This is a genomic window from Paenibacillus pini JCM 16418, from assembly GCF_000576305.1.
GTDB lineage: Bacteria > Bacillota > Bacilli > Paenibacillales > Paenibacillaceae > Paenibacillus_AQ > Paenibacillus_AQ pini.
In genome coordinates this window covers 339,221-353,096 of sequence record NZ_BAVZ01000002.1, presented here as the reverse complement: position 1 = coordinate 353,096, position 13,876 = coordinate 339,221, and the positions used below count along the sequence as shown (strand labels likewise).

8 protein-coding genes and 3 pseudogenes are annotated in these 13,876 nt (G+C 44.4%); all 11 read right to left on the bottom strand.

Features of this window, described 5'->3' with window-relative positions; all coding sequences use genetic code 11:
* Positions 1-41: 41 nt before the first annotated feature.
* The 11 genes and pseudogenes from ftsA to JCM16418_RS04850 all read right to left on the bottom strand — a co-directional run bounded on the left by ftsA (position 42) and on the right by JCM16418_RS04850 (position 13,794).
* Positions 42-1,303 (bottom strand): annotated as a pseudogene (ftsA, locus tag JCM16418_RS04895) (cell division protein FtsA).
* A gap of 193 nt (positions 1,304-1,496) precedes the next feature.
* Positions 1,497-2,264 carry a cell division protein FtsQ/DivIB gene (locus JCM16418_RS04890; protein ID WP_036646712.1) on the bottom strand — a complete coding sequence of 256 codons (768 nt, stop codon included), beginning with the start codon at positions 2,262-2,264 and terminating at the stop codon, positions 1,497-1,499.
* Between the two features lie 59 nt (positions 2,265-2,323).
* Positions 2,324-3,607, bottom strand: coding sequence for a UDP-N-acetylglucosamine 1-carboxyvinyltransferase (gene murA / locus JCM16418_RS04885; protein WP_036646711.1), 1,284 nt, complete (start codon positions 3,605-3,607; stop codon positions 2,324-2,326).
* Between the two features lie 30 nt (positions 3,608-3,637).
* Positions 3,638-4,050, bottom strand: a pseudogene (locus tag JCM16418_RS27005) (FAD-binding protein); the annotation flags it as partial.
* 160 nt (positions 4,051-4,210) lie between these two features.
* A pseudogene (gene murG / locus JCM16418_RS04880) lies at positions 4,211-5,319 on the bottom strand (undecaprenyldiphospho-muramoylpentapeptide beta-N-acetylglucosaminyltransferase).
* 5 nt (positions 5,320-5,324) lie between these two features.
* The gene (gene spoVE, locus JCM16418_RS04875; protein WP_036646710.1) at positions 5,325-6,422 is read right to left on the bottom strand and encodes a stage V sporulation protein E; all 1,098 of its coding nucleotides are present in this window, start codon (positions 6,420-6,422) and stop codon (positions 5,325-5,327) included.
* Positions 6,423-6,472: 50 nt separating this feature from the next.
* Positions 6,473-7,894 carry a UDP-N-acetylmuramoyl-L-alanine--D-glutamate ligase gene (murD, locus tag JCM16418_RS04870; protein ID WP_036646705.1) on the bottom strand — a complete coding sequence of 474 codons (1,422 nt, stop codon included), beginning with the start codon at positions 7,892-7,894 and terminating at the stop codon, positions 6,473-6,475.
* A 2-nt stretch (positions 7,895-7,896) separates the two neighbouring features.
* Positions 7,897-8,862 (bottom strand): phospho-N-acetylmuramoyl-pentapeptide-transferase, encoded by a 966-nt coding sequence (mraY, locus tag JCM16418_RS04865; RefSeq protein WP_036646702.1) that lies wholly within the window; start codon positions 8,860-8,862, stop codon positions 7,897-7,899.
* A gap of 20 nt (positions 8,863-8,882) precedes the next feature.
* Positions 8,883-10,286 (bottom strand): UDP-N-acetylmuramoyl-tripeptide--D-alanyl-D-alanine ligase, encoded by a 1,404-nt coding sequence (locus JCM16418_RS04860; protein ID WP_036646699.1) that lies wholly within the window; start codon positions 10,284-10,286, stop codon positions 8,883-8,885.
* Positions 10,283-11,770 carry a UDP-N-acetylmuramoyl-L-alanyl-D-glutamate--2,6-diaminopimelate ligase gene (locus tag JCM16418_RS04855; RefSeq protein ID WP_036646697.1) on the bottom strand — a complete coding sequence of 496 codons (1,488 nt, stop codon included), beginning with the start codon at positions 11,768-11,770 and terminating at the stop codon, positions 10,283-10,285. Before JCM16418_RS04855 ends, JCM16418_RS04860 begins: the two co-directional genes overlap by 4 nt.
* A gap of 71 nt (positions 11,771-11,841) precedes the next feature.
* Complete coding sequence (locus tag JCM16418_RS04850) at positions 11,842-13,794, bottom strand: stage V sporulation protein D (protein WP_036646696.1); 1,953 nt, start codon at positions 13,792-13,794, stop codon at positions 11,842-11,844.
* Positions 13,795-13,876 lie beyond the last annotated feature (82 nt).

Sequence of the window (13,876 nt, the reverse complement as noted above, 5' to 3'; positions counted from 1 at the left end):
ATTGTGCATGGATGGCCTGTCCACTTTTATATGGAACCTGCTTATATGAATTCACTGAACATATTTTTGAGACGTTCGATTAATCCTGGTTTCTGGGTTGTCTCTGGATTAGTTACAGGATTCGCCTTCGTACGATTAACCGGTTTCTTCGTGTTCATACTGCTTGCACTACGAACTCGGATATTTCGAATGACGTTATGCAAAACGCCGACTCCGCTGGTGTAACCCGGATCTCTTACACCAATATAATCTGGAACAGCAATTCTGACCGAAGCCGCAAGTTCACTTTGAGCCACCTGTAGAACACCTGGCATAGAGACCGTGCCACCTGTAAGTATATAACCGCCTGGAAGCTCGTTGTACCCTAAACGCTTCACTTCCTGCCCAATCATATGAAAAATTTCCTGAACACGAGGCTCTACTATAGCAGCCAAATCTTCTTGATTGAATTCTTTCTCCACATTGCTACCAATACGAACAACTTTAAAAGTTACATCAACAGCTGCATCATCCATCAGAGCACAGCCATATTTCAACTTAACTTTCTCAGCTTGGTCCGTAAGAGTACGCAATCCATAAGCTATATCGTTGGTAACAAATTCTCCACCAATAGGTAATGTAGAGGTAGCTACAATAGCCCCACCTTCAAAGATGGCAACCGTTGTAGAACCTGCTCCGATATCAACCAGAACAGAACCCATGGTTTTCTCATCTTTAGATAATGCAAGTTGCCCGGCACCCAGTGACATGAGAACCAAGTCTTTAATTTTCAATCCTGATTTCTCTACACAACGCAAAAGATTATGTATGGATGTCTTAGCACCTGTAATAATGATGCTTCCACTTCTAAACGAACGCCAATCATACCGCGCGGATCTTGAATTCCCTCCAAGCCATCTACTACGTATTGTTTAGCGACTACATCAATAATTTCCCGGTCAGGAGGCAATGCAACAACTTCAGCAGCTTTAAGCACGCGTTCAATGTCTTCCTCGCCAATTTCCCGATCCTCGTTCGATACTGCCACTACTCCGTGGCTTGATTGAAGTCCAATGTGATTCCCTGAAATGCCGACATATACCTCCGATATTTGAATACCGACCATACGTTCCGCGTGATCAACAGCATTACGGATTGATTGTACAGTCTGGTCAATATCTACAATTGCACCCTTGCGAATTCCTTCTGAGTCGGCAGATCCAACTCCAATAATATTAAAGGTTCCATTGTTAACTTCCCCAATAATAGCACGAACTTTGGATGTACCGATGTCCAAACTAACAATGATGTCATTGTTGCTCAACCGTGGCACCTCCTATTTTTAGAAAATGAAATACGAAATGATAACACACTCTCTACATATTCAACACACATTTTTCTTTCCCTCTTTTTTCTACAAATTTTTTGCTGCCAACATTTGTTATCTCCATTAAAAATCTGAAGAAAAAGAGGGAGTCGTCATCCCTTGTACATAAAAGTAATTGTATCATTTTTTACTAGTCATTAGTAGTAGCCTTTTCCCCATCCTGATCGTTTGTAGCAGCCACAAAGGGAACATACGAATCAGCCTCTAGCATCGTGATCAGACCTGGCTGTTCTGTCTCAATAACTTGATTAAGATATTCTACTTTCTCTTTCAGAATTGAGATCGCTGTTATGACCTCAAATCTCGAACGAGTATAGAGTTTAATCCGGTCTGGAAAAGATGCTGTAGGTGACGGAATAATCTCTGATATATCCGCTGTCAGTTCATTAGGAATCTGAGCAAGTGCATTCGAAAGCTTAGCTTTATAAGGGTCAGCGTCATCCCACTTCGTTAAAATGGGCTTCTCCACAGCTATTCCACTTTCGTTAACCGTAACGGTTGCCCCACTAGATAGAATAGCTTGCAAAGTCCCTTGTGCGGACAATTCATAGGCCACAGTCGGGAACTGCTCAATCTGAATATTAATAACGCCGGGGAAATGCTTCTCTACCGTTGCCTTCTCTATTGATTTAACCGTCAATAGCTTAGATTCAATCTTCGATGGCGATACTGCAAAATATTGGTTGCCAATCTTAAGACCACTTACCTGTATTAGTTGTTCACGAGAGGTAAAAGTATTTCCCAGAAAATGAATTTCGGTTACTTTGCTCATTGATGAACGAAAAAAGAGTACAGAAAGAATAACAACAAATAATAACAATAGAATGGAAATAATTCTACGGCTAACTTTTTTCTTAGGCTTGTCTTCTTTTAAAACAGGAATATGAGCTTTTGGCATAGGGTACTCTCCACAAAATGCCTATTATCCCTCCACAGCGGAAGGGGATAAAGAAGGCTTTAATTAGCTAAATCAAATGATTTCGGTATTGCGTTAAATCTATGAATGTCTGCGCCTAGTTTCTGAAACAACAATTCGATACAATCATATCCACGATCAATATGATGCACTTGCTCCACGGTTGTCTTCCCTTGGGCTGCAAGTCCTGCAATAACCAGTGCTGCACCTGCTCTTAAATCTGTTGCTTCCACTGTAGCACCATACAATCTTTGAACACCGCGGATAAATGCACTACTGAAGTCAATAGATATATCCGCACCCATTCTTGCTAGTTCATCTACGTGTTTAAAACGGCCCTCGAAGACGGTCTCCTTCATCACACTGAATCCATCAGCCAGGGACAACAGTACCATCACCTGTGATTGTAAATCGGTAGGGAATGAAGGATAAGGAGACGTCACAATGCGTTCAATCGCCTTAGGACGACTCATGCAGCTTACATTCATTATATCATTGCAGATGCTGATTTGAACACCAGCCCGCTTGAGCACATGAATAAGCGAACTTAAATGCGAGGGATTACAATGCGTCAGCGTGACATTACCACGCGTAGCAGCTGCTGCGATCATCACTGTACCCGCAACAATCCGGTCAGGAATAATATCGTATGTGCAGGCTGACAATTGTTGTACACCCTGAATGGTAATGGTATCGGTTCCTGCTCCGATAATACTTGCCCCCATTTTATTCAGAAAATGCTGTAAATCCTGAATTTCCGGCTCTCTCGCTGCGTTCGTTATTGTTGTCGTACCATCAGCTGTTGCTGCTGCCATCATAATATTCTCAGTGGCTCCAACGCTTGGAAAATCCAGGTGGATATCGGCACCAATCAGTTTGCGTGCTTTGCAGACAATTTGCTGATCTTGCTCTTCAATCTCCGCTCCTAGTGCTTTCAGTCCTTGGAGATGCAAGTCAATTTTACGTTCACCAATAGCACATCCACCAGGCTGATAAATAGCTACCTCTCCAAACCGAGCAAGCAGTGGACCCATCAGAAAAATGGAAGAGCGCATTTGCTTCATCAAATCTTCCGGTACATGAAACGAATTGGCTGACGACGTATCCACAGTTACCGTTTCCTGCTCCTGTAAGGTGGTGCAGCCGATCCGATCCAGGATGTTCAGCATCACTTCAATGTCTAAAAGCCGTGGAACATTGTTCAGCTGAACTTTTCCTGCGGCCAGCAGGCTTGCCGCTAAAATTGGCAATGCAGCATTTTTTGCTCCATGGATGCGTACGGTTCCTGATAGGGATTTACCACCCTCAATCACCAATTTGTCCAATGTATCACCTCCGAGTTTACCGCTCACCCACTACAAACATTTCAGAGAGATGTTATATTCAGATTTGATTGTCTCCTGAACCCTGTGTATTAGGGCGAGCACGTCCTCTGCTGTAGCTTGACCGGTTATTCACATGAAATTGGCTTGCTGATTCGATATTTGGCCCAACCTTATACGCATTCCCTTCAACTCGAAACAATTTTCTGTACCTATGCCTTTACATTCGTACAGAACGGAATGCCTGAAGCTGAGGCCATAATACGTCACCAATTCTCTGCTTCCAGTACAATCTCAGCGGACTTATTATGCGTGACACATCAGACCCGCGGCTCCGGCGTTCATGTAGACCGCCCCGCCAACAGTTCCCGGTATACCCCCTGCAAATTCGAGACCCGTTAAACCCTCTTCTCAGCCAGAACACTCAGCTTTACGAGCGAATAGCCTTTCCACATAAGACATCCTTAATTTCAGACCGAAAAGAGCCATACCCGTTCGTTGAAAAGATATGGCACGTGAGGGTTATGCCGGTATTCCATGGGTGATTGTCACGATTATAGAGTATATTATGTAATGCTCCGGGTGTGTGACAATCGCTCCCAGCTTTCAGCTTCGCTTCGAAATCCTTCTCATTTCCTCAACAATAACATTTGCCGCATCTGGTTTACCGAGGCTTTTTGAATGAGATGACATGAGCTGCTGCACTTTAAGGTCATTCATAATCTGTTCAATAGATTGATATAAATTATCACCCGTTAAATCCTTTTCCAGTATGACCTTCGCAGCACCCGCCTTCTCGAGTTGCCTTGCATTAGCCTCCTGATGATTGTTCGTCACATTCGGTGACGGAATCAGGATCGAGGGAATCCCGAGCGAGGTGATCTCCGCTAAGAAGGAAGCGCCTGCTCGATTAACGATTAGGGACGTCGCCGCTAGTACTTCCGGCATATTATGCACATAAGGCATGATATGCAAGTGGTGTGGTATGCTCCCTAGCTTACTGCGGATTTCCTCACGTGTTTTATCAAAATAGCTATCGCCTGTTACATATACAAAATGAATATGCTTCATTTCTGCCAGCCCAGGAGCCATATCTATCATCGCATCATTGATTGTTTTGGCACCACGCTACCTCCAACAATCAAAACAACCGAACTATCATTTGGAATACCTAACGAAGCAAAACCACGCTCACGATTTGCCGATTGTACGGTAGTTGCGCGTGGGTTACCTGTGTAAATCACATGTTTGCCTTTGGGAAAAAATCCTTCAGACCCTTCAAAGCTGACAGCTACGGTTGTAACATATCGGCTTAGAAACGTATTGGTTAAGCCTGGAATAGCGTTCTGTTCATGAATGATGCAGGGTATGCCCATTTTCGCAGCCGCATAAACAACCGGACCACATACATAACCGCCCGTACCAATAACGACATCTGGTTTGAAGTCAGCCAATAACCTTTTAGATTTGGATACACCTTTAAGAAAACGAACAACGGTCTTTATATTCTCCGTCGATATTTTCCGCCGAAAACCTGTGATATCAATGGATTTAAATGGAATCTTTTCTTGGGGAACAAGTTTACTCTCAAGCCCTCTAGTTCCACCTATATATAAAAACTCGGATGTAGGATCATCCGCTTCACACTGCCTCGCAATAGCAACAGCGGGGTAAATATGCCCCCCCGTACCGCCACCTGTCAACACGACGCGCATGTTCTTCACCTCGCATAACGTGATAGATTTAATAAAATGCCTAATGCAGTTAACATCAGGGTTAATGATGATCCGCCATAACTGATCAGCGGTAAGGTAATGCCTGTTACAGGCATCATTCCAATGACGACGCCTATGTTAATGACTACCTGTACCGCAACCATACCGACAATACCTACAGCCAGCAGGCTGCCGAAACGGTCAGGGAGTGTCATTGCAATACGCATCCCGCGCCATACGAGAACTAGAAACAGCAACAATACGATTAACCCACCAATGAAACCTAGCTCTTCAGCCAGAATGGAGAAAATAAAATCCGTCTGCGGTTCAGGCACATAACTGTATTTTTGCCGACTCATTCCAAGTCCAAGCCCTCCAAGACCGCCGGGACCGATGGCATATAAAGACTGAATAATTTGATACCCTGCACCAAGTGGATCAGACCATGGATCTAGAAAGGCTGTAATCCGAAGCAAGCGATAAGGTGCTGCAATAATTAGACCTGCAAAACCAACAAGGCCAGTCAAACCCAGCATCGCTAAATGACTAAGACGAGATCCGGCTGTGAATACAATCATCATCGCAGCGCCAAGCATAACGGTGCCAGTCCCCAGATCCGGTTGTAACATAATCAGGCCAAAGGCAAGTCCGATTAATCCCAATGGAGGTAGGAGTCCTCTAGTAAACGAGGTAATATCCCACTTGTCATTACTCAGCCACTTTGCTAAAAACAAAATCATACCTAGCTTCATAAATTCAGAGGGCTGAATTCCGAACGAACTGATCCCTAGCCAACTACGTGCTCCACCTCTTACTGCACCGATACCAGGAATCAGTACAAGGATAAGCAGTCCGAAACAAATCAACAAGCCAACTTTTGCATACTTTTGCCAAATGTGATAGTCCATATTAGCTGTAAAGTACATTGCAACAAGTCCTAGTACAGCAAAGAGAAGCTGACGTTTAACAAAATAAAAGGAATCTCCATATACGTGAAAGGCACGCACGGAGCCAGCACTGTACACCATAATCATTCCAATGACGAGTAAACCAACAATACAGATCAGGAGCCACAAATCTGGCGCCGGACGTGTCTTATTCATGAGGAGGCCACCTCTTGCAACGAAAGTAGGGGCTTATCCCACCCCCCTACTTACAGATTATGCACCGCCTCTTTAAAAATGCGTCCACGCTCTTCATATGAACTAAACATATCCCAACTCGCACACGCTGGAGATAATAAAACAATATCTCCGGCCTCTGCTAGAGCGGCAGCTTGCTTCACAGCTGATTGAAGCGTGGTGGCGGCGTCCTCTTCAGTATCGACGACGGCAATTTGCTTTAATCCTGCAAGTTCAGCAACTTGTTCAATTTTATGACGAGTTTCACCAAGTGTCACAATTGCCTTCACTCGTTCGTTCAGAACCGGAATTAATTCCATGTAATCTGAACCTCGGTCAAGTCCACCCGCAATAAGTATAATCGGCTCCTGAAAAGATGTAAGAGCCATCGTAGTCGCTTTGGAATTCGTAGCTTTGGAATTGTTGTAGTAGCTGACATCATCTTTCTTAGCTACATATTCAAGTCGGTGTTCAACACCACGGAAAGAGGATAACGGACCCTTGAGTGCAGAAACTGGAGCTCCTGCTGCAATTGAAATCGCACATGCAGCAGCAGCATTCGCTACATTATAGCGCCCTGGAATACCGATTTCTTCCACAGGGACGATGATACTAACCTGTCCTTCTGAATCGCGGTACACAAGATCACGAGCTTGTGTATCCTCCGTATCTGCTATGTATGGTGGACTCAAATAAACACCCTCTACCAGTTCCTCACTGGTGGAGAACGGTAGCAGCTTACCTTTCATATAAGGCACAAGACTACGACAGTATGCATCATCCCAATTGAGGACTGCGGTATCTCCTTCTCCTTGATTAGCAAATAGTTTCGCTTTAGAAGCCGCGTAATCTTCCATTCCGCCATGATAGTCTAAATGCGTCTCCGCTAAATTAAGCAGACACGCAATTCGAGGCCGAAACTCTTCTGTTCCTTTGAGCTGAAAACTACTTAGCTCGACGACCATCCAATCATCCTCATCAGCCTGGATTGCAGCTTCACATAGAGGTGTGCCAATATTACCTGCCACGATAGAGCGCAAGCCTGCAGCTTCTAAAATGTTGCCAACCCATGTCGTTGTCGTTGTTTTACCATTGGAACCTGTAATCCCAATGATAGGGGCTTTACAAAGGTGAAAAGCCACTTCGACTTCAGTAACCACTTCCACCCCAAGCTCGATTGCTTTACGAACAGGTGACACGGAGTATGGGATGCCCGGATTCTTCACAAGCAGTTTCACACCCGAATGAATCAGATCATCCGGATGTCCTCCATAAATGACCTTGATTCCAAGCTCTTCTAATTCGCCTGATTCGGGGCATTCTTCCTTTTCTTTACGGTCGTTAACCGTAACGATTGCCCCAAGATTATGCATCACCTTAGCGACCTGCACACCGCTTCTGGCTAAGCCAAGCACTACGATTTCTTGTCCCTTGTATGATTCTGGATGCTTCATAATTACAACCCCTTGTTTAAGTAAAGTCCAACAACGGCCAGTACAAGGCCCACTGCCCAGAAACTGATGACTACTCGCCATTCCGACCATCCACTAAGTTCAAAGTGATGGTGAATTGGACTCATTTTAAATATTCGTTTACCGCGTGTTTTAAATGATGCAACTTGTAGTACCACGGATAACATTTCGATAACAAAAATACCACCGATAACTAAGAATAACAGCTCGCTTTTCGTTACAATAGCAATAGCACCAATCGCACCACCGATACCGAGTGAGCCCGTGTCTCCCATAAAGACTTTTGCTGGATGCGCATTAAATACCAAAAACCCAAGGACTGCACCAATCATCGCTGCGGCACACACTGCTGCGGGGAGCGAAGTCGCCTGCATAGCCACTATAGCAAATGCGCCTAAGGCAATAGCACTCACGCCAGACAATAAACCATCCAGACCGTCTGTGAAATTGACCGCATTACTAATGGCAAGCATCATAATAACAATAAATGGATAATAGAACCAACCGCCCCAGTCAAATGACCATGATGTGCCCGGCACACTGATTGCCGTACTATGACCATTTTGAATTAACAAGTAACACATGATCCCTGAAAACAATAGCTGTCCAAATAGCTTTTGGCGTGCCGTAAGACCCAGTGAACGCTTAAATACGATCTTAATATAATCATCTAAGAAGCCAATTAGACCGAAGCCTAATGTAGCAACGAGTAATACAAAAAAGTCCGTATTAATTACTGAAAATTTCAAATAGGAAAGAGTAAAGGCAACAATAATGACAACCCCACCCATCGTTGGGGTTCCCGCCTTTTTCAGATGGCTTTGCGGCCCGTCATCCCGAACCTGTTGACCAAACTTCATACGCCTCAATAGAGGAATAAGTAAAGGTGCTGCAATAACCGCAAGAATGAATGATACGCCGATCGTTAACAATAATAGTTGATAATCCATGGATTCACCCCCTCCGTTCTTTAATTGTGTAAGTTAGCCTCTGTTAGAGCATCCACTACTTCTTCCAGCTTCATCCCACGTGAACCTTTAACAAGTACGATATCTTTAGGTCCAAGATGCTGTATTAAATATTCAATTAATTCTTTCTTATCCGTAAAAGAAGAGACTTTCATATCTGGACGATGAGCGCGCGCCGCCTCTGACGTTTTCTCTGATAACATGCCAAACGTACATAGTATATCCACTTTGTCCGAAGCCACATATTCACCTATACCCGCATGAAATTCTTCTTCCTGTGGCCCAAGTTCCAGCATGTCCCCGAGAACAGCTATTTTGTTGCGGTACCCTTTGAGCCCTTGGAGCACATCAATAGCAGCCTTCATCGAAGTTGGGCTGGCGTTGTATGCGTCATTTAAGATGGTTAGACCACTAGGTGCAGTCAATTGCTCAATTCGCATGCTCGTTAAATTTAAGTTGGCTAGACCGCTACGAATTCCCTCTTCGTTGATACCGAAATGACTAGCAACCGCAAGGGCAGCAAGACAATTAACTACGTTATGCTGGCCGAGCAAAGGCAGATCCAGCCCTTGGTCTGGATTCTGATGAGTTGTGAAAATAGTACCTCTACTATGTGACATCATTCCTATCGGATAGTTATCATTCGTGTCATTCAACCCGAAAGTAAATGTCTGGAAAGATTGTGGTTTAACCGTGTTCGGTTCCGATAGTACCCGTGGAATCAGTGGTTCATCTCCATTGTAAATGAACAAACCACCAGATTTCAGACCACTTATAATTTCAACCTTAGCCCGAGCGATTTCTTCTCTTGAGCCTAGTTGAAGCAGATGCGCTTCTCCAATGTTCGTAATGACTGCCACATCTGGGCAAGCAATAGCAGAGAGCGTACTAATTTCTTGTCTTCCACTCATACCCATCTCAAGAACAATAATATCTGTATCTGGCTTCATACTCAGGATCGTAAGTGGAAGTCCAATATGATTATTGAAATTCCCACCTGTTTTATGAACGTTATATGTTGTACTTAAAAGTGAATAAAGCATATCTTTTGTCGTTGTTTTGCCATTACTACCCGTGATCCCGACAACACGGCACCCTACATTACGCAAATATACTTGAGACATCTGCTGTAATGCAATAAGGGTGTCATCGACTTCAATGACCGCGCCCTGCGGCGCCTGTCCATGTCTCCGCTCCCAGAGGACACCTGCAGCGCCTTGTTCCAAGGCTTGTGCAGCAAATACATGACCGTCAAATCGTTCTCCGGTCAAGGGCACAAACAGACATCCTGGAGCGATTTGACGCGAATCGGTAATAACACCTTGAATTTCTATATTCGAATCCTGATTATGTACAAGGCTTCCCCCGCACATTTCAGCGATTTCCCCCAAAGTTCTTATAATCACAGATCCATACTCCTTATCGCTTCTTTGGCAATCACACGATCATCAAAGTCATGTTTCGTGTGTCCAATGATTTGGTAGGTCTCATGACCTTTCCCCGCAATCAATACTACATCGTCAGGGCTTGCCATTTCAATAGCCTTTTGAATGGCTTTACGGCGGTCCACAATAAGCATATATTGATTCTCCGGAACTTGATCCTCTTGTAACCCCTGCTCAATATCCTTCAGGATTAGATCAGGATCTTCCGTTCGCGGATTATCCGAAGTTACAATTGCCATATCACTATATTTAGCAGCGATTTTGCCCATAATTGGACGTTTGGTTCGGTCACGGTCACCACCACATCCGAATACAGTCAGCACTCTACCTTTAGCAAACTCTTTAACGGTTTTAAGTACATTCTCAAGACCATCCGGTGTGTGGGCGTAATCGACGATTACTGCAAAAGGTTGACCTGCATCTACCGATTCCACACGACCATCTACACCAGCAATAGATTCAAGGCTACGTTTAATAGCCTCAAGCTCAATTCCTTCCAAAAGTCCTGCCGCGATAGCAGCCATAGCATTGTAAACATTGAATTTACCTACCATCCGAAGCTGAATGTCTGTGCTTCCGCGGAAAGTATCGAGATGGAAGTATGTCCCTTGCGCTGTGATTGATATATTAGATGCGCGAACATCCGCTGGTTCGTCAATGCCGTATGTAATGATTTCAGCCGATGTAATTTTGGCAAAATAAGCAGATGACGGATCATCCGCATTAAGAACCGCGTGTTTACGGCGTTTTACATCGTGGTTGAATTTATTTCCAAGACGAGCAAAGAATAATCCCTTAGCTGCTTGGTATTCTTCCATTGATTTATGATAATCCAAATGATCCTGACTGAGGTTAGTGAAAATAGCAGTACGGAAGTCCGTGCCCTTCACTCGGCCTTGCTCAAGCGCATGCGAGGAAACTTCCATCACGCAGCACTCAACTCCGTTCGCGCTCATATCATCTAGCGAGCGTTGTAAGTCAAGTGCTTCTGGTGTTGTCCCTGACATAGGGAATGTGCGTCCACCATAGCGCATTTGTATCGTACCAATAAGCCCCGTATTCACACCATGATCATTCATCATTTTCTCAATGAGATATGTTGTTGTCGTTTTGCCATTCGTTCCTGTCACGCCGATCACATTCATGTGCGTGCTAGGAGATCCGAAGAAGGCATCTGCAATGACTGCCATTGCAAACCGACAATCCTTAACAAGAATCTGCGGAAGCTCTGTTTCGAGACGACGCTCCACAACAAGTGCCGCCGCTCCGTTCTCTTCAGCTTGGGCAGCATAATCATGACCATCAACCGTGTGCCCAGGTAAACAGATAAACAGATCACCCGGAGCTACCTTCCGCGAATCGGTCTGTAGGCCAGTTATCGTAATGTTACATTCCCCTATAATTTCTGCAATTGTAAGTGTTGAAACCAATTCATTCAATTTCATGTCTTTGTCCCTCGCTCTATTTCTCTATTAACCCATAGTATCGTCAAGTAATGCGATGATTAGGCATCTTGTTATGGAACATCTTTAGTTGGATCATCAGTCTCTGTGGAAGTACCCATATAAATGCGAATCGTAGATCCTCGGTCTACTCGGCTACCTGGTTTAGGCGCCTGGCTTACTACGGTATCTCCCGTTCCGGATTTAGACAACATGAAATTCATATTCATATCTTCATATAAATCTTTAGCGGTAGCCCCTACCAAATCAGGAACCGTAACTACGGGTGTCTCTCCAAGTTTATAGGTCTTGGGTAGCTGATCCTTACGTTCAGGCACCTTCATGTAATGAAGTGAATCCTCAAGAATGCGCTGAACAATTGGAGCTGCGACGACGCCTCCAAATTGTATTCCCGCTGGGTTATCCACTGCTGTATAGACTACAATTTGCGGATCATCAGCTGGAGCAAACCCGATAAATGAAACAATATGCTCTGTAGCGGAGTAACGTCCATTCACAACTAGTTGCGCTGTACCGGTCTTTCCACCTACTCGGTATCCATCAATAAAAGCAGGACGGCCTGTTCCTTTAGCCACTACACTTTCAAGCGCCTCGCGTACCTGTTTAGACGTTTCCTCCGAAATGACCTGTCTGACGAGCTGTGGCTGCGTTTCGCTCACTGTTGCACCCGTCGTAGGATTAACCCAAGCTTTAGACACATAAGGCTTAAAAAGCTTGCCGCCATTGATAGCTGCTGATACCGCCGCTACCTGTTGTATTGGGGTTACTGAAACCCCCTGGCCGAATGATGTCGTGGCTAATTCCACAGGACCTACGTTTGAAAGTTTAAACAGAATCCCATTTTCTTCACCGTTCAGATCAATACCCGTTTTGGAACCAAATCCAAAATTACGGATGTAGCTGAACAACGAATCCTTACCGAGACGCTGACCCAACGCTACGAAACCGGGATTGCAGGAATTTTCCACAACCTGCATAAAAGTTTCACTACCATGACCTCCGCTTTTCCAGCATCTAAGCTTCGCTCCACCTACCTTCACATAACCAGGATCGAAAAATTGATCATTCTTCAGATCAACCTTCTTCTCTTGGAGTGCGGCAGCGAGCGTAATAATTTTAAAAGTAGACCCAGGTTCGTACGTCATCCAGATCGGCAAATTCCGGTTGTACACCTCAGCTGGATATTGTTTATAGTTACCCGGATCGTAGCTTGGACGACTCGCCATTGCCAGAATCTCGCCTGTCTTCGGATTCATCGCAATGGACCAACTACCACGAGCTTGATACTGCACCATCGCTTGATCCAGCTCACGCTCCATAATGGATTGAATGGATTTATCAATAGTTAGCTCTAAATTAAGACCATCCTGAGGCTCTTCATACTTCTCAGAAGAACCAGGCATTAATCGCCCTCCAGCATCAGATAGATAAGATACATTACCATCCAAGCCTTTGAGCCTGCTGTCATATTTCTGTTCAAGTCCAGTCAACCCTTGGTTGTAACCTCCGGTAAAACCTAAAATATGTGCAGCAAGATCACCATACGGATAGAATCGTTTATTGTCCTCTGCAACAACGATACCCGGCAGTTTTAAATCACGAATTTTCTGAGCAAGCTCCATCGTAATTTTGCGTCCACCGGGTTTCAAACTTTCAAGTCTCGTTTTTTTCGTAATCATCTTCTTAATACTTTCTTCACTCATATCTAGCAGCGGTGCTAATATTTTAGCAGTCTGATCTGGATTCTTAACTTGCACGGGAATAGCCATTATCGTTGGTGAACTAATATTATATGCAAGCGCCGTACCATTGCGATCCAATATTTCACCACGCTTAGCAGAGTAAGTGACCTCACGACGCCATAAATCTTCAGCTTCAGCAGAGAGCTCACCACTCTTGCCTAACTGCACATATGCGAGTCTAATAACCAAAGCTGCAAAAAGAACACATAGGACCAGTAAGCTCCATAGCAGTCTCCGTCTTAACGTCACATTGGAAACTTTCACTTTATATTCCTCCCTGTCAGTCCTGACTTCATGAACGTATTCATATCATGATTATTCGGGACAAACAGGGGTTAGAACAGGC

Bases quoted from the DNA above. Each gene is read 5' to 3' on its own strand.
- JCM16418_RS04890 (WP_036646712.1), bottom strand. From the start codon at position 2,264: ATGCCAAAAGCTCATATTCCTGTTTTAAAAGAAGACAAGCCTAAGAAA.
- spoVE (WP_036646710.1), bottom strand. From the start codon at position 6,422: ATGAATAAGACACGTCCGGCGCCAGATTTGTGGCTCCTGATCTGTATT.
- murD (WP_036646705.1), bottom strand. From the start codon at position 7,894: ATGAAGCATCCAGAATCATACAAGGGACAAGAAATCGTAGTGCTTGGC.
- mraY (WP_036646702.1), bottom strand. From the start codon at position 8,862: ATGGATTATCAACTATTATTGTTAACGATCGGCGTATCATTCATTCTT.
- JCM16418_RS04855 (WP_036646697.1), bottom strand. From the start codon at position 11,770: ATGAAATTGAATGAATTGGTTTCAACACTTACAATTGCAGAAATTATA.